Annotated in this window: 20 protein-coding genes; 13 read left to right on the forward strand and 7 right to left on the reverse strand. The window is 69.6% G+C overall.

Translation table 11 applies throughout. The features are described 5' to 3' along the window. Nucleotides 1-34 precede the first annotated feature (34 nt). From BCF44_RS46225 to BCF44_RS46245, 5 genes are all read left to right on the forward strand, one after another. Nucleotides 35-640: a DUF6879 family protein gene (locus BCF44_RS46225; RefSeq protein WP_116180918.1), complete on the forward strand. Its 606-nt coding sequence runs from the start codon at nucleotides 35-37 to the stop codon at nucleotides 638-640. Nucleotides 641-767: 127 nt separating this feature from the next. Further along, nucleotides 768-1,145 (forward strand): hypothetical protein, encoded by a 378-nt coding sequence (locus tag BCF44_RS46230; protein WP_116180919.1) that lies wholly within the window; start codon nucleotides 768-770, stop codon nucleotides 1,143-1,145. 26 nt (nucleotides 1,146-1,171) lie between these two features. After that, nucleotides 1,172-1,381, forward strand: a complete 210-nt coding sequence (locus tag BCF44_RS46235) for a hypothetical protein (RefSeq protein WP_116180920.1) — start codon at nucleotides 1,172-1,174, stop codon at nucleotides 1,379-1,381. Continuing rightward, entirely contained in the window at nucleotides 1,375-2,343 is a 969-nt protein-coding gene (locus BCF44_RS46240; protein ID WP_116180921.1) for a LysR family transcriptional regulator, read from the forward strand. The genes BCF44_RS46235 and BCF44_RS46240 overlap by 7 nt, the downstream gene beginning before the upstream one ends. A gap of 58 nt (nucleotides 2,344-2,401) precedes the next feature. Further along, the gene (locus BCF44_RS46245; protein ID WP_147328904.1) at nucleotides 2,402-3,085 is read left to right on the forward strand and encodes an SMODS-associated NUDIX domain-containing protein; all 684 of its coding nucleotides are present in this window, start codon (nucleotides 2,402-2,404) and stop codon (nucleotides 3,083-3,085) included. Between the two features lie 16 nt (nucleotides 3,086-3,101). Here BCF44_RS46245 and BCF44_RS46250 read toward each other — a convergent pair whose 3' ends face one another. Then, nucleotides 3,102-4,022: an ROK family protein gene (locus BCF44_RS46250; RefSeq protein ID WP_116180923.1), complete on the reverse strand. Its 921-nt coding sequence runs from the start codon at nucleotides 4,020-4,022 to the stop codon at nucleotides 3,102-3,104. A 96-nt stretch (nucleotides 4,023-4,118) separates the two neighbouring features. On the opposite strand from BCF44_RS46250, the gene BCF44_RS46255 reads away from it, so the two are divergent. From BCF44_RS46255 to BCF44_RS46270, 4 genes are all read left to right on the forward strand, one after another. Beyond that, nucleotides 4,119-5,432, forward strand: a complete 1,314-nt coding sequence (locus tag BCF44_RS46255; RefSeq protein WP_116180924.1) for an L-tyrosine/L-tryptophan isonitrile synthase family protein — start codon at nucleotides 4,119-4,121, stop codon at nucleotides 5,430-5,432. A gap of 59 nt (nucleotides 5,433-5,491) precedes the next feature. Next, nucleotides 5,492-6,421: a hypothetical protein gene (locus tag BCF44_RS46260; protein ID WP_116180925.1), complete on the forward strand. Its 930-nt coding sequence runs from the start codon at nucleotides 5,492-5,494 to the stop codon at nucleotides 6,419-6,421. Between the two features lie 27 nt (nucleotides 6,422-6,448). Beyond that, nucleotides 6,449-7,375 (forward strand): hypothetical protein, encoded by a 927-nt coding sequence (locus tag BCF44_RS46265; RefSeq protein WP_147328905.1) that lies wholly within the window; start codon nucleotides 6,449-6,451, stop codon nucleotides 7,373-7,375. A 187-nt stretch (nucleotides 7,376-7,562) separates the two neighbouring features. Beyond that, on the forward strand, nucleotides 7,563-8,108 hold the full coding sequence (locus BCF44_RS46270; RefSeq protein WP_147328906.1) for a RipA family octameric membrane protein: 546 nt from the start codon (nucleotides 7,563-7,565) through the stop codon (nucleotides 8,106-8,108). A 142-nt stretch (nucleotides 8,109-8,250) separates the two neighbouring features. Here BCF44_RS46270 and BCF44_RS46275 read toward each other — a convergent pair whose 3' ends face one another. The 4 genes from BCF44_RS46275 to BCF44_RS46290 all read right to left on the reverse strand — a co-directional run bounded on the left by BCF44_RS46275 (nucleotide 8,251) and on the right by BCF44_RS46290 (nucleotide 11,365). After that, on the reverse strand, nucleotides 8,251-8,991 hold the full coding sequence (locus tag BCF44_RS46275; protein ID WP_116180928.1) for a hypothetical protein: 741 nt from the start codon (nucleotides 8,989-8,991) through the stop codon (nucleotides 8,251-8,253). Continuing rightward, nucleotides 8,988-9,185, reverse strand: coding sequence for a hypothetical protein (locus BCF44_RS46280; RefSeq protein WP_116180929.1), 198 nt, complete (start codon nucleotides 9,183-9,185; stop codon nucleotides 8,988-8,990). Before BCF44_RS46280 ends, BCF44_RS46275 begins: the two co-directional genes overlap by 4 nt. Before the next feature lie 207 nt (nucleotides 9,186-9,392). Then, nucleotides 9,393-10,106 (reverse strand): 2'-5' RNA ligase family protein, encoded by a 714-nt coding sequence (locus tag BCF44_RS46285; RefSeq protein WP_116180930.1) that lies wholly within the window; start codon nucleotides 10,104-10,106, stop codon nucleotides 9,393-9,395. Further along, on the reverse strand, nucleotides 10,103-11,365 hold the full coding sequence (locus BCF44_RS46290) for an NsdA family TPR-like regulatory protein (protein WP_116180931.1): 1,263 nt from the start codon (nucleotides 11,363-11,365) through the stop codon (nucleotides 10,103-10,105). The genes BCF44_RS46285 and BCF44_RS46290 overlap by 4 nt, the downstream gene beginning before the upstream one ends. A 438-nt stretch (nucleotides 11,366-11,803) precedes the next feature. On the opposite strand from BCF44_RS46290, the gene BCF44_RS46295 reads away from it, so the two are divergent. Next, complete coding sequence (locus BCF44_RS46295; RefSeq protein WP_170218121.1) at nucleotides 11,804-12,571, forward strand: SAM-dependent methyltransferase; 768 nt, start codon at nucleotides 11,804-11,806, stop codon at nucleotides 12,569-12,571. Nucleotides 12,572-12,645: 74 nt separating this feature from the next. On the opposite strand, the gene BCF44_RS46300 is transcribed toward BCF44_RS46295, so the two are convergent. Further along, nucleotides 12,646-13,215 carry a hypothetical protein gene (locus BCF44_RS46300; RefSeq protein ID WP_116180933.1) on the reverse strand — a complete coding sequence of 190 codons (570 nt, stop codon included), beginning with the start codon at nucleotides 13,213-13,215 and terminating at the stop codon, nucleotides 12,646-12,648. A gap of 510 nt (nucleotides 13,216-13,725) precedes the next feature. On the opposite strand from BCF44_RS46300, the gene BCF44_RS46305 reads away from it, so the two are divergent. From BCF44_RS46305 to BCF44_RS46315, 3 genes are all read left to right on the forward strand, one after another. Beyond that, a complete protein-coding gene (locus BCF44_RS46305; protein ID WP_147328907.1) occupies nucleotides 13,726-14,058 on the forward strand; it encodes a hypothetical protein in 333 nt (110 codons plus the stop codon). 160 nt (nucleotides 14,059-14,218) lie between these two features. Continuing rightward, complete coding sequence (locus tag BCF44_RS46310; RefSeq protein WP_147328908.1) at nucleotides 14,219-14,932, forward strand: MerR family transcriptional regulator; 714 nt, start codon at nucleotides 14,219-14,221, stop codon at nucleotides 14,930-14,932. Between the two features lie 26 nt (nucleotides 14,933-14,958). Continuing rightward, the gene (locus BCF44_RS46315) at nucleotides 14,959-15,729 is read left to right on the forward strand and encodes a hypothetical protein (RefSeq protein ID WP_116180936.1); all 771 of its coding nucleotides are present in this window, start codon (nucleotides 14,959-14,961) and stop codon (nucleotides 15,727-15,729) included. Between the two features lie 231 nt (nucleotides 15,730-15,960). Here the strand turns inward: BCF44_RS46315 and BCF44_RS46320 are convergent, their stop codons facing one another. Next, complete coding sequence (locus BCF44_RS46320; RefSeq protein ID WP_116180937.1) at nucleotides 15,961-19,494, reverse strand: ThiF family adenylyltransferase; 3,534 nt, start codon at nucleotides 19,492-19,494, stop codon at nucleotides 15,961-15,963. Nucleotides 19,495-19,642: the final 148 nt, after the last annotated feature.

Here is a 19,642-nt window from a genome sequence, read left to right on the forward strand (position 1 = left end):
CGACACCACCACCGCCTGCTGAGAACGGACTCCCATGACGATCAACGTGTTCCCCGACGGCCTTGGCGAGACAATGAACCTCGCCGACTACCACGCCGCCTTCGACAAGGACTTCTTCCGCAGCGGGCCGGCAGGGTTCTGGAAGCTCGAAGCACGCCAGACCTTCTTGGAGCCGCGCAGCGCGAGCTGGCGGACGTTCAACGCGGGCGGACTGGGCGAAGCGATACGAATGCACGAGGATCGCCGCGCGGGACTGCAGCGCCGGCACGCACGGATGCTCCAACAGGGCTCGACGAACCAGCGGGTACGGCTGGTCGTCACCCCGCTGGCGCGGTACCTGCTGTGGGAGCTGCCGCTGCTGCGGATGCGAGACGACATCGGCATGCGCACCCACGTCATCAACCTCGTCGACCGACCCGATCTCGGAGGCCCCGCGGACTGGCCCGAGGTCGTGGTGTGCGGCGAGGTCGCCGTCTACGAGGTCCTCTACGACGCCAGCGGACTCCACATCGGCGGAACCCGGTACACCGACCGTGACGTGATCGCGCACTGGCGCGACCGCATCGCCGATTTGATCCAGCTTGGCGAGCCGATCCACGGCTTCTACGAACGCGAAGTCGCCCCGCTGCTGCCCGCCTGACCCGGCGCTGGTCCGCCAACGCTTGATCGACCTCGACCGGCGGCGGATCACGCCGAACAGCCGATGGACAACACCCGGCTTCACAACCCCACGACCCCGTCCCTGCGCACCCGAGCACGGAGGATGCGTGCACGTCCCGACAGCGCCGCCCGACCACGCCAGGTCCGTTCCGGACGTGGCCTTCCCCCCACCCGAGCAGCAGCCCGACCGACACCGTTTGGTGCGCTCGCAGCACGCGCTGCCCGACCAAGCCCCGGTCAGGGGCGTGGGCATCGCCCTGCTCGCCGTGGTCGTGACGATGATCGTGGTGACCGGTCTGGCCCACGTGTTCGGCCTTGACCACCCCGAACCGCGACCCAGGCCGGCGCCGCCGGTCGCCACCTGGACCGGGGCCCCGCGGCAAGACGTTCAAGCCCGCGACCCCAGCACGGCTGAGAACGCCACCGGCCGAGCGTCGACGAGCCAGCCCAACTCCGAAGGAAGCACGCCGTGGGTACACCCCTGACCGTAACGACATCGATCGCAGCGACGGTGCTGGCCGCGCTGCTGATCGCGCACCTCTGTTCGGCAACCGAACAGCGTGCCGCCGGCATCGCCGTGCTGCTCGCCGCGGTCACCCCGACGTTGACCATCACCTCGGCTGACCTATACCTGACGCCGTTTCCGCCGTCACCGTCCGCCGGCGTGCAGCGCCCTGCCGAGCCGGCCTGCACCAGACCAACGTCGGCGCCCCGATGCTGAACCCCATCCACCTTCGCACCTTGACCGAGGCAGTCCGGGCCCGTTCGTTTGCCGAGACCGCACGTCTGCTCGGCTACACCACTTCAGCGGTGTCGCAACAGATCGCCATGCTGGAACGAGCGGTGGGTGCCCAACTGTTCGAGCGCTCGGCCCGCAGCGTGCGGCCGACCGCCGTCGCTGAGCGGATGGCCCTGCTCAGTCGGGACGCACTCGCAGGCCTCTCCGAACTGGAGCGCGAGGTGCAGGCCCTGACCCGAGGCGACACCGGCACCCTGCGGCTAGCCAGCTTCGCCACCGCGAACGCCCGGATCATGGCATCCGCCTTGACCGCGGTCGTCGAGCAGCGGCCTGGCGTGGATGTGCTGTTAGACGAAGGCGACCCGGACGAGGTGGTCGCCGGCGTGCTCGACGGCGGCCGCGACGCCGGCGTTGTGTTCGCCTACGACCTCGATCCCCGTGCCTGGCCCGAGGAACTCGTCGCGACGCCGTTGCTGGACGAACCGCTCGTGCTGGTCACCTCACCCGCACACCGGCTGGCTGCCCGCGGGGAGGTATCCCTTGTGGAGCTCGCCGACGAACGCTGGATCTGCACCCGCGGCGACACCGCCGGCTCCACGGCCATGGAACGCCTCTGCGTCACCGCGGGGTTCACCCCCCGAATCACCATGCGCAGCAACGACTACGGCGTCGTCTGCTCGCTCGTGCATCGAGGGCTCGGCATCGCGCTGGCACCGCGGCTGGCCGTGGGCAGCGGCGCCGGACTCGGTGTGCTGAACCTCATCGATGGCGACGTCTTCCGCCGCATCGTGGCCGTACACCGGCCCAGCAACCTCAACCCGTTGCTGCCGATCGTGCTAGACGCGCTGCAAGCCCGGTGCGCTGCGATCGCCCAACGCTGGAACGAAAACACCCTCGACGACCACCTTCTCGCGTCGTCTGCAGCCGTCACGGCCTCAAGCTGAACCGACGTCGCTACCACTACCCCGAGTTGTCAATTCCCTTATCCGACAAGGAGTTCGCGTGAGCCTACAGCAGGCGCCCGTTGTCGAGTCCTCCTCCAGTGCCCTGATGCGGGTCTCGGTCGCGGCGTTGCTGCGGGCACGCGTCGACAACGACCTCGTGCTGCTCGACACCGGCGACGGCGCGGTGATCGGGCCGCCCGGCGGCGCGCTGACCTACCACTGCGCCGCGACTGCGACGCTGGCCGGGATCGGTTGGTGCCCCGAGCGGGACACGATCGGCCCGGAGGTGGACCTGCGTGGCACCCTGCCGGTGCGGAGGTTCCCCGAGTTCGTCAGGTGGTTCGAGGCCGGCACCGACCGGGAAACCAGCCAGGACGGCCTGCTGCGGGAGATCCGCGAGGAACTCGGCGAGGTCGGCATGCCCGGCCTGGTCGACCTCGTCGACGCCGCCCGCCTGGAACACGTCCGCACGGTCGTCGAGGGGCCCGCGCCCACGCTGGTCGGGACCATGCTCCAGACCCGCCGGCTGGCGGTATACGACCTGCTGCCGGGCGCGCTGGCCGAGACGCTGGCCGCGCTCGCGCTCGACCCGGCGGTACCGACCGTCCACGCGGTGTCGGAAGCCGCGATCGCGGAGGGTTGGCACGGCACCACGCGCATCGAGACCCAGGCGGCCTACCTGGCCACTGACTGGGTCGATCGGCCCGGCGCCACCACCCTGGCCAGCGCGCACGGATGGTGAGGGCGCAGGTGGTCACTCACCCGGCCAGCGCGTCGAGCGCGAGCAGCGCGGCACCGAGGCAGCCCGCCCGGTCACCCAGCGCCGCAGCGACCAGCGTGGGCGACCGCTGGAACGTCAGCAGCCCCGCCAGTTCCTTCTCCACCGGCTCCAGCAGCTTCGGACCGGCCAGCGACAGCCCACCGCCGATCACGACCGTGTCGACCGCGAGCAGGCTCACGCTCCACGCCAACGCGACGGCGATCCCGTGCACGGCGTCGGCCCACACCGCCGCCGCGTCCGGATCGGTCTCGAGCAGCGCGGCGACCTCGGCCGCGCCGTCGACGGGCCGCCCGGTGCGCGCGGTGTACCGGCGGGCGATCGCGGCCGCCGAACTGACGGCCTCAAAACAGCCGGACATGTCGCAGCGGCACGGCTCGGGGACGCCGACGTCGACGTGCCCCAGCTCGCCCGCGAACCCGCCACCCTCGAACAACCGGCCGTCCAGCACCAAGGCGGCCGCCAGCCCGGTGCCCAAGGCCAGGAACATCGCACTGCGCGACCCGGCCGCCGCGCCCAGCCGGTACTCCGCGAGGCCGGCTGTCCGCACGTCATGCCCGAACGCAGTGGGCAGCCCGGTGCGCTCAGCGACCAGGTCCCGCAGCGGTTCCTCCCGCCAGCCCATCGAGCCCGAGCGCACCACCACGCCACGTTCGGCGTCGACGATGCCCGGCACCACCAGGCCCACCGCGTCCACCCTGCGGCCCGTGGCGTCGGCGAGTTCGGCAACCAGCCGCGCGGCCGCGTCCGCGACCTCACGGGCCCGGTCTGGGCCGGCCACAGGAGTCGAGCACCGACGCTCGGCGGTCACCGTCAGGTCCTCGTCGACCAGCGCCGCCTTGATCTGGGTTCCCCCGACATCCACCGCAGCGACGTTCGCGCCGCCTGACCGTTGCGTCATCCGCGCAGCGTACCGACCCGGCGCGGCGCCGCCGCGCCGGTGCGATCAGCCAGCGAACCAGTGATCTTTCCCAGCCACAGCAAGGGGATCGACTCAATGCACACACTCAACAGCGCCCGCTCACTGGCGGCGCTCGACCTGGCCGCCGTGAAGACCGACACCCGCCTGGGCCACGCGGTCACGCTGACCGACCAGCAGCACACGAGGCTCCTGCTGGCGCTGCGGGACCGGTCAGCGGCAGCAGCCGACCAGGTCGCCCAGTTCGCGGTCACGCAGATGGGCACACCGACAGCGACAACGGTGGACGAGGTCGCCACCGGCTTCCACCCGGTCCTCACCCACAACCGCTACCGGCAGGGGCCCAGGCGGTACACCACCGTGGCGGAGGTCGCCGACAAGGTCCGCCCATTCGTTCAGGACGGCTCCCCAGTCCCCATCACCATCCAAGGTTTCCCGTTCAAGCAGCATGACAACCTGCTCAAAGCCAGTGGCCCGCTGCCGGACCTGGCGGAGTTCGGGGCGATGCTGCGGCTGTGGGAGCTGGTGCAGGCGCTGCGCCAGCTCTACCCGCCGGGCGTGTGGCTGACGGTCATGCGCGACGGCGGCTACTACCGCCCCCGCCCCAGCGAGGAATTGGCCGTCTACCGGGCGGCGGTGGACACGCTGTGGGCCCAGATCGGCGACCCAGACATGGGATGGGTGAGCAAGCTCGAGGCGGCGCGGAGCAGCCTCGGGCCGCAGCGGGCAGCGCGTTGGAGGCACGACGTCGAGCGATACCGCGCGGCGATCGTCGAGGCGACCAGCGCGGCCGCCGACACCTGCGACCCCCACGGCGCGGAGCTGCCCGTCCGGGCGCTCACCGGTGACCTCCCCGACGGCTCCGTCCCCTCGTTCCCCAGCCTGTTCGCATCGCTGCTGTACTCCGTCGCGGTGCCCGGCCCCGGCGACGCCGAGTGGTCGCGCCTGGTGCTGGCCGACCCGTTCAGCCGCACGGACGAGCCATCAGCGGCGGTCCGGGCCGCCAGGCAGGAGCTGATCAGGCGGGCATGGCTGGCCACGGCCAGCTACCTCGGCACCTGCGCAGCCGACGCGCGACACAACGTGAACGAGGCCCTGTTCGGCGACGGTCTGCACCTGAGCACGAGCCTGCCGGGCCCCGGCAAGATCGGCTTCTCGTACCTGGGCGGGTCCTTGTTGTACCCGTGGCACGGCAGCGCGTGCGTGGACGCCTCGGGCCGGCTCGGCGTCGCGTTCTCGCTGCTGCTGGGTGCCTCCAACCTCGTTCCGGTCCACCGCGACGGCTCACCGCAGCCGTTCCTGTGGATCCCGCCCGAATGCACCGTCCGGCACGGCGGTGATCGACGCGTCGGAACCGACCTCATCGACCGGATCCGGCTCCGATCCCGCTGACGAAGCCGACACCAGCCACCGCTACGACCAGCCACAACAGGACCGAAAGAGGGGACCGCGTGGACATCGACCTCGCGTACTTCAACTATGCCCACGGGGGCCTGACCAACCCCACCTCACGCGGGGAGAACCCGCCCGGCGGCTACGACTTCACCGGCCTGGTCCGGGTGATGCGGGAACGCTGGCCGCACGTGCTGGTCATGGGCGAAGGCGACCTGTACGAGTACTTCGGCGGCGCGGGCATGTGGGGCGCGGCCGAAGCGATGCGCGAGGCCGGCGGCCGCGCCTACATCCCGCTGCCCTGCCAGCTGCCGCGTGAGGGCGGCGCGTTCGCCCCATGCATCTTCTTCGACGCGCAAACCCTTATCGTGAAGAGGTTCTTCGACCACCGCGCACCCGACTTCGCCGCCCGCAACCGCAACCTGCTCAAGGTGCGGCCCGTGGACGGCGAGGAGATCCTGCACGTGGTCACCGGCCACGGTGACCTGAACGAGGACGTCTACCGCACCGCCGACGCGAAAGGGTGGCGGTGGCTGGCCTACGACGACCGGCTCAGCGCGGCGCTGCTGGACATGAACGAGCACCTGTCCGGCCCGAAGCGCGAGCCCACCGACCTGGAAGACCGCGCCCTCGTGGAGCAGCCCGCGCGCTTCCTGCACCGCATGCGCCACACCGCCGGCATCCCCGACCGGCCCTACCGGCGCACCACCAGCGCCCTGGACTTCCTGTGCGGGGCGTGGAACGACCAGGAGGGTCGCCGCACGGGCGGGATCGGGTTCGTGGACATGGCGGAGCAGGCCGGGATCTTCACCAGCACCAATCTCCTCAAGCCGTCCGGTCGGCAGGGCACGCAGATCGACCACATCCTGCTCAGCCCCGCGCTGGCGAATCGAGTGGTGCCGGGCTCGGGCTGCATCCACGAGCCCGTCGACCCGGACAATCCCGACAGCGATCACAAGCGGCTGAGCGTGACGGTCAGGGTGGGCTGACTGTTGCGGCGCAACAACATCACCACGATGCAGGACGATCTGGTTCACGAGTTCATCGTCCTGCGCCGAGGCGAGGGCCTGCACCGGTCCTACGTGGACAAGCTGGTCGGGCGTGGGGTCGCCCGCTGGGCCGACATCCCGCCCGGCTGCGGCAGTGCGGAGGTCCAGCGACTGATCACAGCGGCCGTCGGCCAGATCCCGGACGCGGACCTGCCGGCGGCCGATCGCAGGATCGTCCTGGCCGCGCTCGGCCTGGAGCCGAACCTGGGCGCCGTGACGCTGCTCGGGCGCACCGCGCTGATCGCCGCTGACCAGAAGCTGGGCGAGCGCACCGCGCGCCGCCGCGTTGACGCAGCGTTCGTCACCCTGGCCCGCGCCGTCGCCAAGAACACTGGCTGGCACGACCCGGAGCGGGGCTGGGCCGTGCGCGAGCTGCGGGCGCTGGTCCGGCTCGACCGCCCCACACCGGAGGTGGTCGAGCAGTACACCATCGTCGCCAGCCGCGATGGCCTCGCGCACCTCGCCGTCTCGTTCGATGTGCCGCCCCGGCACGACAACGCCGACCGCCTGGTGGACGCCGACATCGACTACGGGGCACGCATCGTCGCCTCGAAACGCCTCGGCACAGCCGCGTTCTGGCACCTGCTCGCGCTGCCTAAACCGTTGACGCGTAACGAAACGCACACCTTCACCATCGTGCACCAGGCCCTCGACGGCCACCCGATCGCCGAGGATTACCAGGTCACCCCGGCAGCCAGTCTCGCGCTGGTGGAGACCAGGGTCCGGTTCGACCCCGGCCGCCGGCCGGCCGCCGTGTGGCGCATGGACCCGACCACGCCGGCCGGGTCCATGCTGGCCCTGGACGGCGCGAACGAGGTCCGAGCGCGCTTTGACGACCCGGAACAGGGCTTCCGCTGCGGCGTGTGCTGGTGCCACGAGCCGGCACACACCTGACCGAAAAGGACAGCGGCAGGCACCTCGACGAGGCGATTCGCCTTGGTGTGGCTGGACATGCGCGTCGAGGACCCGCAGACGGAGCTGCGGGACACGGTGATTAACCGCGCGGAGCTCGGCGAGCTACGCAGTCGACGGGACGGACGACAAGTACTTCGGTGCGTACAGCCTGGAGGGCTGACCTGTCATGACAGTCTTCGGAAGCGGTATCCCGGCCCGGCACAAGGGACGTGAAGTGTCGATCCGGCATCCGGACTTCAACCCGACAGACCCGACACAACTGGAACTGGTCAAGGTCGCCGCCCAGCAGTACCGGGACTACGCGCCTACGGCGGAAAAGTTGGTTCGGTCCCGCGTGCGGTCGAACTGGCGTTTCCTGCGCATACACATGGCCAGTGTCGCCGGCATCGCGCTGTTTCTGAAGTTGGGCATCACACCGAGCCGCGGGGACGTCCTCAAGGTGGGCGCTCTCGGGCTGGTGGTCATGCTGCTGGTCAACATCAGCTGGGCGTGGAACATCCTGTCCATCACACGGCAGGCCGAGCGCAAGTACAGGGTGATCGAGTCCATGGAATCCACCCTTCCGGTCCGGCCATACACCGCCGAGTGGGAACTCGCCGATAGGGGCAAGAAGCTGCTGAGCTACCTACCGCGATGGGTGGCCGAGCTGGGGATGCCGCTGCTGATGTCGTTGGTGTGGCTCGGCGCCTACGGGGCGGTGTGGCTGCTATGAACCCGCTGGTAGTGGCTGCCTGGCAGCCGGCGGCGGCAATGCTTTGTCGATCTTCGAACCGCGCCAGTTCGGCGGCCGCGACCACCTGCAACGCGCGGGAGGTGGTGCGCGGGCCTGGTCGGGGTGGTCGGCTCACCTGAGGTCAGGCCAGTCGGAGCACCAACCAGATGTCGTCGTGGCGACACTCAACCACCGCGCCGTCGAGCAGATGGACCTCCACGCCGGGGAAGTACCGATGGTTGGCCGGCAGCCCGCGCATCCGCACTATCCGGGTGGCAAGGCCGGCTGCCGAACCGCCGGCGGCCAACCGCACCCACTGCCCGCGCTGCAGATCAGTCGCCCATACCGCCTCCTCGCTCAGCACCGTCGCGCTGGGAAACCGCCAGGTGGCGATCAGCAAGCCCGCCAGCGGCGCCACCACCAGGATCAGCAGCCACCAGCCGACGGGCTGTGTCTGCCAGTACACCGCAGCGCTGACCAGTGCACCCGCGATCACGCCCAGCAGCTGTGCGGACGTGGCGTGCACTGTCCTGTCTCCGCCGATCTCCACGACGTCGACCGGCACCCGCACGGTTCCGTCGCCGCGGTCTCCCGGCATCCGGTCCGGCATCACCACCTCGCCGCCCGCCGGTCGGTCGGCCAGTTCGGGCAGCTCCATCCACCCCAGCGCCATGGTCACCTGGTCCTCGGTGACGGGCTGGATGTCTTCGCACGTGACGCACATCCACCACAAGGCGCTGGTCTCCGGATCGTCTACGGCCTCCATCAGCCCGTGCGGGCCCGCCGGGCACAGCATCGCCTCTGCGTCATGCCGTTTGTTCCAGCGATTGAGCACGTCCGCCAAGTGCGCCGGGTTGTCCGCATCCTCCCCGAACTCGGTCATGCCCTGCCGCCATCGACCGCGAGGTGATGCTCGACAAGCACCCGGCGTGGCACGGCTTGCCCGGCCTCCACATCGAGCGTCGACGCCTCGATCCGGGCAGCGGACGCGTTGCGTGACGATGTCCACGGGACCGCGCGGGAGCCGACGTCCAGCGCGACGGTGAGGTCTGCCGTGACCACGGTACCGACCGCCATAGGTGCCTCCTTGAAGCGCGATCTGGCTGCAGCAGGTACTGCCCGGAGCTGCCGATCCGTGCGGCTGTTGGCTCCCGGCGTTGCCTATAGGCGGCGCCGGCCGGCGTGCGGCGACAGCAGCGGCGAAACCCGCGCGAACACCGAGGATCGACGGCGCCTTTCTGTAGCCGTGAAGCGGTTCGGCTCGTGCGGGCGGAGGCGGCGGATTCAGCCCTGCAGCTGCACCGTGTGCACTGGCTGCACGAGGTAGCCGCGGTCGGCCCGTTCGAGCCGCACCAGCTCGGCGGTCGACACCACCTGCAGAGCTCGGGGGAGGGGTCGCAGGGCCTCCACGGCCTGCACGAGAGGTCCTGCCGGCTGAGCGCGGCGACTGTAGGCGACACCCAGGTGCGGGCGGAACGCGCTGCGCGGCGGCGGGGTGGCGGTCTCGCCGAGCACGTCGATCGTGGCGGCTCGGAGCCGGTCGTGCAGCCGCAGCAAGTCGTCCCACGGGGCGACGGACAACCGAATAGCGCCACGTGATCCGGCCAAGGGGCCCACTTCGAGCGCGAGCGATTTCAGATCCGCGCAACGAGCGCGCGCGGCGGCCGCGAGGCGGGGGAGGTGATCGAGTGGAACGTCGCTTTCCCATCCGACGCGGCTGACCGTCAGGTGGAGGGCGTCCGGCGCGACCAGGTCGAGGCCGGAGTGGTCGGCGAGGCCGGCCTGCGCCTGGCACACGAGGTTGAGCACGGCCGAGTTCGGTCGGGTCAGCACCATCCAGTGGTAGCTGGCGCGGCCGGTCCACCAGCCGGGTCGGTCCCAGTGCTCGACCATCGTCTCGACCTGCTGGAACGAGACCCAGTCGTGCTCGTGGATCACGTCGGTGTCGGTCAGGGACGCGGGAGGAGTCGCAGGAAACGGGGCGCTGCGGCCACTCATGCGGCCAGTCCGGCGGCGACCCGGTTCTCGCGGCGCGAGGCCCAACTGGTCAAGGTGGCGGCGAACGCCTCGACAGCGGGCACCGGCGCGACACCGGCGGCGTCCGTGTGCAGCGCGTGCGCCCGGTCGTAGACGCTGCGGATCGGGTGTCGGGCGGAAGCGGCCAGGGCCTCACTACCGAGTTTCATCGCTTCTTCGACCTCGCCGTCCAGCAGCAGCGCGGCGGCGTTGTCCAGACCCACCAGCGACTGCGACCAGATGCTGGTCGAGGTGTCCACCAGGGCGGAGTAGGCCCGGACCTGCGCGGTGTCGCCGATGCCGAGCATCGCGGTTGCCGCGTTGGCCGCGGCCCGAGGCAGGCCGTAGGCGCCGAACGAGATGCAGGAGGTCAGCTGGGCCGGCGCGTCGCGGTGGGCATCCAGCGCCGCCAGAGCCTGGTCCACCGCTCGGTAGGTTTCGCTGGCGTTGCCGAGCTTGGCGTGCGCGCGGGCCTGCCCGTTGACGAGCAGCCGCACCAACTGGCCGTCCAGGCGGGCGTAGCGCTGCCCGTCGGTCGCGAGCTCCAGCGCCAGTTCGGCGTCGCCGACGCAGTAGGCCCCCTGAGCCTGGGTGGCGCGAACCCAGGCCCGGAGGTCCTGGTCTCCCGTCTCGCTGGCGTAGAACCACGCCTCCTCGCCGTACAGGTCCGCCAGCGCCGGCCGGCGGGCGTTGATCGCCATGTAGGCCAGCAACCCGGCGACGCGGGCGGCGCGGAGGTAGATCTGGGTCTGTACCTTCGGCGTGTGGCCGCCGGCCAGCATCCTCATGACCGACTTGTGGATCGCCCGGGCCTCGCCAATCAGGCGGAACGGGCCCGCGGCTTCGTAGCGGTCCACGACGCCGTCGATCCTGTCGTCGAGCATGGTCAGCGCCGAGGTCGTGTCCGCAGTCAACTGGGTGAGCCGCGCCGCCGCGGCCTGCGGGTTCTCCCACCGCGCTGTCGGCTCCAAGGCCGGCACCGCGGCTGCTCCCCGCGGCCGCGCCGGTGGGAACAACTCCGTCTCCGCAGCGCCCAACACCGCGGCGACCGCGGCGGAGATCCGGGAATCCCGTGGGCGCCAGCCGAGGCGCTCCCACTTGCGGTACAGGGCGTCGTCGAGGACCACGCCGACTTCGGCCAACCGCTCGTTGACCGCCGCGACCAGTTCCGGGACGGTCAGGCCCATGACGCCCTCTCGGGCGTGGATCAGCGCCTCGTTGGGACCGTGGTCCGTGGCCACCTACGCCTCCTGATCGCCGCCGATCACCCATTCGAGCGGGAGCGTTGCTCGAAAGCCCATTTTCCCCCAACGCTCCTGGCGCCCGGACATCGCGGTCGCTAACGATCACCGCAGGTCGTGGAAGTTGACCATTGCCGTGCAGGATCTCGTTGACGGGAGCCCCAGGAATGTCCGAACAACGCCCAGCGGCGTCGGCGGCCTGGATGTCCGAGACGGCTCGACTGCGCGCCGTCGCTGGCGCTCTGACCGTCGCCCTCATAGCCACGGGCCATTCACGTGATCGCCGGCGACCTACCGCATTGCCCCGCCCTCACGCCGGCCGCGGCTCAACCGGTGCCGCCTCGAGCTCAGGTCGACGCGCCGTGAAGACCACCCGGCCACACCGTTCGTTCAGCACCGGTGTGTCTGGAGGCCGACGTGCGACCTCGTGACTTGCCCGTGGATTTCGCCACGCCCAACGCCGCGCGGCTCTACGACTACTTTCTCGGCGGGGCCTCAAACAGCTCGATCGATCGCGAGCTGGCTCACCGGATCAGCGAAGCCGCGCCGGACACGCATGGCTACGTTCGCAGCAACCGAAACTTCCTGCGCCGGGCCGTCCGACACATGGTCGGCGAGGGGATCACGCAGTTCCTCGACATCGGCTCCGGCATCCCCACGCTGGGCAACGTCCATGAAGTCGCACGAATTGTGACTCCCTGGGTCCGCGTGCTGTACGTCGACAACAACGAGTCCGCGGTCAACCACTCCAACACCATCCTCAACGGCGATCCGAACGTGCTCGCGGTCCAAGCCGACTTGCGCCTCCCGGACCACGTCCTGAGCAAGGCCGCGGAATTTCTGGACTTCAGCCAACCCGTCGGGCTGCTCACGGTAGCCGTCCTCCACTTCATCCCCGATTCCGACGACCCCAGGGCGCTGCTGGCTAACTACCACTCCGCGCTTCCGTCGGGCAGCTGTCACGCACTCAGCCACGCCACCGGGGATTTCGATGCCGAGCAGATGGCCGCCGCGATCGCCGCGTACGAGAAGGACAACGACCGCCTAGAGCGGGTCTTTGCCCGTACCCGGGAGGAGGTTGCGGCGCTGATGGGCGACGACCTTGAGCTGGTGGAGCCCGGTGTGGTGCCGACGGAGTTGTGGCGGCCGGACGGGCCGCGCGCGTCGAAGAGCGGGGCGTACGCCGCGCTGGCGCGCAAGCCGTAGCCACGACGCCCGAATGGTATCCGGCGTGATCTCGAGATCCGCAGGTGAGCGGCTGGGCCGTCGATCACCTGCTGTCAACGGAAGATATTGCCGTAAGCGCCGGTGTTGACCGTGGTCGCGAGGTCGAGCATGGCGTCGATCCCCGATTCGTCGCAGCGGCCGACCAGTTCGACGACTGGTGAGCCGGTCGGCTGGTCGATGACGAGTTTCCAGCCGCACGCGATGTCGATGGTGATGGCCAGTCGGCACCGCTCGAACGCACCCCACGCGGGGGTGCTGCTGGTGCGGGGCAGGGCCACGTACAGCACGTCCCGGCGCGTGGTGATGCCGCGTTCGGCCAGGCGGTCAACCACGGTGTCCAGCAGCGCGGTTGCCTCCTCCGGTGTGGACGGACAAGGCTGGCGGACCTGGCGGGTGGCCATCTCCAGGGCGACGACGGCGAGCCGTTCGGCCCACTCGCCGCCCGGGTAGCCCCCGGACATGTCGATGCCGCGGTCCGCCGCGGTGACGCACCAAGCGTCCAACAGAGCGCCGGCGTCGTTGAGCACGGGCGCGGTGCACAGCGACGACCGGTGGCGCCGGTCGACCCGTTCCACCACGTTGCGGGCGATGGGCAGGGCAGCAGCGCGGGACGATGTCGTCACTGCAGCGATTCTCCTCGGGGCAGTTGGTCAGCGCTTCTGTCGACGACCGCGGCCACCGCCGCGATGTCCGCGGGGGTGTGCTCGGCGCCGGCGCTGCCCGGTCGTGTCTTGCTCGCTCTCTCGGTTGTTGTGGTCGCCGGAGTGAGCGTTGTGGCCAGCCTGACCAGGGCGGAGGACGCGGAAGCGACCAGGTTCCTCAACCACTTCCACTGGCATACCAGGCGCGGTGGGGTGAAAGACGAAGATGCGGTCACCGGGACGTTGACAAACCACACCGGTCAGTCCGGTCGCGAGGTCTGTGAACACTACTTCCCCTGCCCCGGCCGGGCTTGGTGCGGCCTTGGCGGCCAGGTGCGGATCGCGGCGTGCGGGCATCACGGTGGGCGTCGGCGTGGCCATACCTGGCACGCTAGCGCCCTAGTCCCCTCTCGACCGGGTGACCCGCCATCGGTGCCACGGCTCGCGCTAGGCGACGCTGTCTGAAGCGCGCTGACCTGTGACGATGTGGTCGTGCAGGTGTGGGAGCGGCTGGTGGTCATCGTTGACGGGGTGTTACTGCTGGACGACGGCGGTGCGGTGCAAGGCCGCTGGGCCCTGCCGGCCTCTGGTCAGACTGGGCCGCGGTTGTACGACGCGCTCGTGCTCGCTGGCGCACCGCTGACTAGCGACCCGGCTCGGGCTTGGGTAATCGGCCGACCGGAATGGGTCGAGCTGCTGGTCGCCGCCACCAACAATCAGGTCCTGACCGTCCGGGACGGCGGCGCTCCCATGCCTTTGCGCCGGCGGCTGACCGACATGGTGCTCGATGTCTACCGCCGCTACCTCGACGACGACGCCACCTGACCCTCATCGGCGCGGCAACGCCAGCCCGGGCGGGCCAAGAAGCCGCCTCTCGCGCGCATGCGGCCGCGTCAGTCCCGATCCCCGGCCGACCAGGCGCTATACACTTCCCTCGCGCATATGTAGGGGGCAGTGTATATTTGAGCTGGTCAGGGAGGTGATGATGGACAAGCAGATGCGAGGCGTCATGCCCGTCAGTCAGGCGGCCGCCGAGCTGGGCGTGAGCCGGCGTCGGGTGCGCGAGCTCGTCAACGCCGACCAGTTAGCCGCGCGTAAGCCCGGCCACGAGGTGCTCGTCGACGCCGTCGCGGTCCGTCATCGCGCCCGCTCGTTGGCGCAGGGCAGCCGGCGCCCTCTGTCGCCGAAGATGGCGTGGGCGGTGCTGTGGCTGCTGGGCGGTCACCGGCCGAGCTGGGTCTCACCCACGGAGCTGATGCGGGTGCGTGACTACGCGAAGCGCCCACTCGGTCAACTGCCGCAGTTGCTGGCGCGGCGCGCGGACCACATCCCGGCCAGGATGCTCTCGTCAGCCCGGCAACAGGCCCGCACGTTGTCACAGGTCGCCGTCGGGGGAGCGCATGCCGCCATCGCCCGCGGGGCCGACCTCGTCGTGCCCGACGACGTGGCCACGATCTTCTACGCATCGCCACACGGATACGAGCGGCTACGCGGGCTGCGGGGCGTTCGCTGGGGCGATCGCGACGCCAACGTCAGCATCCGGCTGGTGGAGCCGCACAACCTGAGCGAGGCGGCCCTGACCGAACTGCTGAAGGGCGAGGTGGTCCCGGCCGCCGTCGCGGCGGCGGACCTGCTCGACGAGCACGACGAGCGCGCCGCTCAGGCGGCGATCCGACTACTGCCCGGTCGCGGCGCGTGATCCCAGCGGCGTGGGCGGAGTTGCCCGTGCTCGGCCGGGTCGCTCTGCCTGCACTGGCCGGAGAGGCCGATCAGAAGCTGTGGCCGCCGCTGCTGGAGATGTCGCGACGGCTGCCGCCTGAACACGCGGTGATCGGCGGCGTCATGGTCTTGCTGCACGGTCTGGCCGCCGGCCGCCGTCCGCCGGCCCGGGTGACCCGAGATGTCGACGTCCTGTTCAACGTCGAAGTGATGCCCGGCTCCTTGCAGGCCGCTGTGGCGGTGCTTGAGCAGGAGCTCGGGTACCACCTTGCCATCGACAGTCCTGCGGGGTTGGCACACCGCTACGTCGGCCCGGCAGGCGAGGTGATCGACGTGCTCGCCCCCGCGGGGGTGAAGCCGCGACCCGATCTGGTCACGACACCGCCCGGCACCACGATCGAGGTTTTCGGCGGCAGGAAGGCATTGCAGCACCGTGTGGTCATCCAGGCCAGCTACGACGGGCAGTCGGCGGCGGTGGTTGTGCCGGATCTCGGCCGCGCCATGCTGATCAAGGCGAGTGCCTACGGTGTGGATAGCAGGAAAGGGCCCGCCGCGTCGTTCAACTCACGGCATTTGCAGGACCTGGTGTATCTGCTGACCACGGTCGACGACCTCGATGCGCTGCTGGACGCGCTCGGCCCACCGCCTGCCGAGGGTCACTTCGACCAGGCTGCTGTGCTGGACGACCCAAACCACCACTGCTGGGAGACCGCCGGTCAAGCTCTCGCTGACGCACGGCTGGTGTGGGCGGAACTGCGCGGGATCGTGGAGGCGTGATCACAGAAGGCCGCGTTCGCCAGCACGCCTGGCGCACGCGGCTGCGGGACCAGCCGCGGCCGGGATGCCGAGGCGGCGCCGGTTGGTAGTCTTCGCGCCGCTCTCCGCACGCGGTCAAGTGGTGTCGTCGAGGTGCGCCTGACGGGGTTCGCTCCGGCACACAAACAGCGTCATGCGGCTCCGGCCAGGCCCTTCGACCCGGCAGGATCGGCCAGCTGATTCAGCTCGATATCAGCGCTCAAGAGTGGTGAACGGTGCGCAAGCCGCATCAGCCTCGAGGTACATGGCCACACTGGCTTTCAGCGCTGCGACGAAGTTGGTCAATTCAGTGTTGGCGGCCCCGATCTCTCCGCATAGCCCCGACGGGCCGGCCGCTTCCTGCAGCCGACTGGCCAGGTGCACCGCAGGTGGCGCGGTGCCGAGTAGAAGCTGCTGCTGAGCCAGTCGGTGAGCCGAGTCCGCCAGGGTGCCGATCCGGTCTCGGACCGCTGCAAGCTTGGCGATCTGGGCGTTCACTTCCTCGGCCCGAAACACGATCACTTCACCACGTGGGTCATCGCGCCCTCGCACCCGAGCAGTGACCGGGGACGCGTCATTGTGGTTGTCGACGAGGTCGTGGTCGACGTCAGACAGCCGGTTGATGCGCTCATCGTCTGCGACGCTCGCACCGAAGTCTGGCGGATTCGCATCGGCCAGTGAGGCTTCGTACTGCTGCATCACAGACACCGCCTGGGCCTTTCCTGCGGTCGCCGCGGCGCTGGCCCAGAACACGCTGTCACCGCCGCCGGTGATCGCGGCCCTTATCAGTGCTACCTGGTCGGGTTGGCGCACCGGCGGGGGCATGGTGTTGCGAGCCTGGCAATGCGCGTCCGCTATCCACTGGATGGTGTGCCCCGTGCTCGCCGCGCGGTCGCTGCAGTTAGACACGCGCTTGGCCAGCGCAACCAGCCGGTTCCCGGCCAGCTCTGCTGCTGGCCCAGACCAGTTCTGTAGCAACGCTGTCAGCAGGGCATCCAAGATAGACGCGATGTCGGCGAGTTCGGTGCTCTGCCAGAGCCAATCGTCCGCAATCGACGAGACCTGCGAAGCCCCCGGGGTCTGCAGCCATTCGTACAGCTGCTCGTGTGTGTAAGCATTCCAGTTGATGGTGCCCGTCGTAGCGGGCCGGCTCGTATCGCGCGGCGTAGCCGCTTGGGCCGCGGAGCGTGCAAGGCCGTCGGCCGACCCGTCCGCCGGATTCACCACTGGCGGACGGGGACCGGCCTCGGGGATGGAGCGAGCGTTCTGACCGCATGTCGGGCAGTCAGGTCGGCATGCGTCGAGGCTGCGGATGTTGTTTTCCAAAGTGGCGAGGTCGAATCCGTACTGCCGATTGGCCGGCATTTCGGGCATACCGGAGAGCAGGCTGCAAGCGGCATGCGCGGCCATGTGCCCAGCGACGCCAGCCACAGCCGCGGTCGCCGCTGGTGGGGCGGTGTAGGCCGGGGGACGAAGTGGCAGTTCGTCTCGCTGGTCGTGCTCTGCGAGGGAGGTGCAGTCGTAGCAGGGCCCCGTGCCCGGCAGATACAGGCCCACGGTGACATGGGTGCCGTGATGGCCGCTGTACACCCACGGCGTCTTCGTCTGGGCGCAGGCATGGTTCGTCCAGGACCGGATGCCTTGGGGATGGTCCACGGCCAGCACCAGCAGGTCGCACCTGGCTGCAAGTTCGGCCAACGTCGCCGGCCCGGTAACGGCCGCCGTTTCGCCAGTGACGGTGATCTCGCAGTTGCGTTCACGCACCCGCTCGATCATCACGTCGACCTTGGGCCGGCCCAGGTCCCACTCGTGGAATAGGGCATGCCGGTTGAGGTTGAACGCCGTCGCCGCATCCGGCTCAACCAAGTGCAACTCGCCGACGCCCGACTGGGCCAGAGCTAGAGCGGCAGAGGAACCGACCCCGCCGACACCGACCACGACCACCCGGGCCTGCCGCAGCAACAGCTGGGTGTCCCACCCCGAGCGTCGTGGCACTCGGTCCATCCATCGAAGGAGTTCCTGGCTGCGGCTGTACCGCTCTGACTCCCGCGCGGTCAACGCATCGACAGCGCCGGCGTCCTCGACGTAGCCGCCGCGGACCATCTCGTCGATAGCCGCACGGATCTCGTCAGTGGTTGTGTCGGGAAAGCTGCGGGTTAGCGTGGCAACGACTTCGTCGAGTGTCCGGGTGCCGTCGAGGGCTGTCAGCAGCTCCCACGCCCACCCATCCGGATCCGAGACGTTTCGTTGGATCCTTGACGACACCGCGCCGCACTGGACTCGATAGCCGTCGGATCGTCCGGCCAGGAAAGGTTTCCGCGTGACCCGCAGGCGGGAACGCTCGGTGAACTCATGGCCGCACAGGCCGAGGTGAATCCGGTCAGCGTTCCGACTGCCGTCCGCGACGGGGCACGGGGCTCGATGGGCGTCCTCGTACACGTCCGCCGGACCTGGAGCGTGTTCGAGTTGCTTCGCGACTGATTCCGTGGAAAGGCACGCGGTGGCGATGAGGAAGGCGGCTGCCTTGTCTTCGGGCAGCAGCCAGAAGAGGCTAGGGAGGCTGACTCCTCGGCGTTCCTCGGGCGGATGGTCGTGACTGACGAGCTGAAGCAGCGGTGTCAGTTCGCGCGCCAACATCGCTTCAGGATCCCGGCCGGCGGCCCCACACGAGGTGCGCACCACGTCGTCGCCTCCGATGGAGGCGGTGGCCAGAGCTCGGAACGCAGTGCCCACCGCAGGGGCGATGTCCGGGCCGACGCGCACCACCAAGTCCGCGATTCGCGCGGTGAGGTCGTGACGTCGCACCATCGCCACAGCTGCGGCGACGCGGCTTCGGTATTGCGGCGTGTTCGTAGCCTCTTGAGTTTGCAACCACTCGAGGAACGTGGTCGGAGGCGTCTCCACGGCGGCGTCCCATGGCAGAGGGCGGCTCGCCCATGTCTCAGTGGGCGGCGCGGCATCATGCAGGGGCGGCATGTCCAGCTCGGGTTCCCCCAACAGCCGGAGCTCCCAGCCATTCCGGACGCGCGCGATGACCTTGAGCGCCACCACGAGCCGTGTCTTTCCGGAAACGCCCAGCCCGGCCATCTTGACCCCGAGTCGCGGAGGTTGGAACCACCTGCGAAGGTCTTCCTCGGTGGGCTTTTCGTCGAAGCTCACGACCACCGGCGGAAATTCGCGATCTCGGGGCAGCACGTCCGCGGCCGGCACTTCCTGAGCCGCCAGCGTCTGGTCCCCGACGAAGGTTGCCAGCAGAGCGCGCCAGCTCCCGGCCTCCGCGTGGTCCAGCAGGAGATCGCTGGCCGCGGTTGCCAACCGCGCCTGCGACCGCGCCTCACGCGCGAAGGCGGCGTGCGCTGCCATAGTCGCCTCCGCCAGAGCCCAGACCTCGTCGACTCTGGCGGAAACGGAGACCAGGAACGCCGCGGCGGCACCAAGCAGCCGGCGGATCGCACGCTGCTCCGTCTCCGTCTCCGTCTCTGGCAGCTCGACCAGGCAGGGCGAGGGTGAACCAGCACCGTCCACAATGAGGATTTCCGTTGGGAACAGATTCCCCAGAAACTCCTGCCATCTACTCAGCGGCGAGCTCTTGTAGCCGGGCGGCAGGGCGTCCACGCGGGCGGCATGCAGGCACACGTCGTTGAGCGCGTTGACAGCGTCGCGAGACGCGAGAACGATTACCTGGAGCACGGCGATGGACAAGTCCCTGCCGAGCACGCCATAGCGCGTTGCAACCTGGTCGCTCACGCCACACAGCGTGCCGCCATTCACCCGGTCTCACAAGTGAAATAACGTTAACCGCCCGCGAAGTCCGTGAAACGTGAAGCGTGAACCCGACGACAGAAGCGTGAATCACGCATGGCCCGGACGGTTCACGCAACCCTGGAAGTGCGCG

Source organism: Kutzneria buriramensis (assembly GCF_003387475.1).
Taxonomy (GTDB): Bacteria; Actinomycetota; Actinomycetes; order Mycobacteriales; family Pseudonocardiaceae; genus Kutzneria; species Kutzneria buriramensis.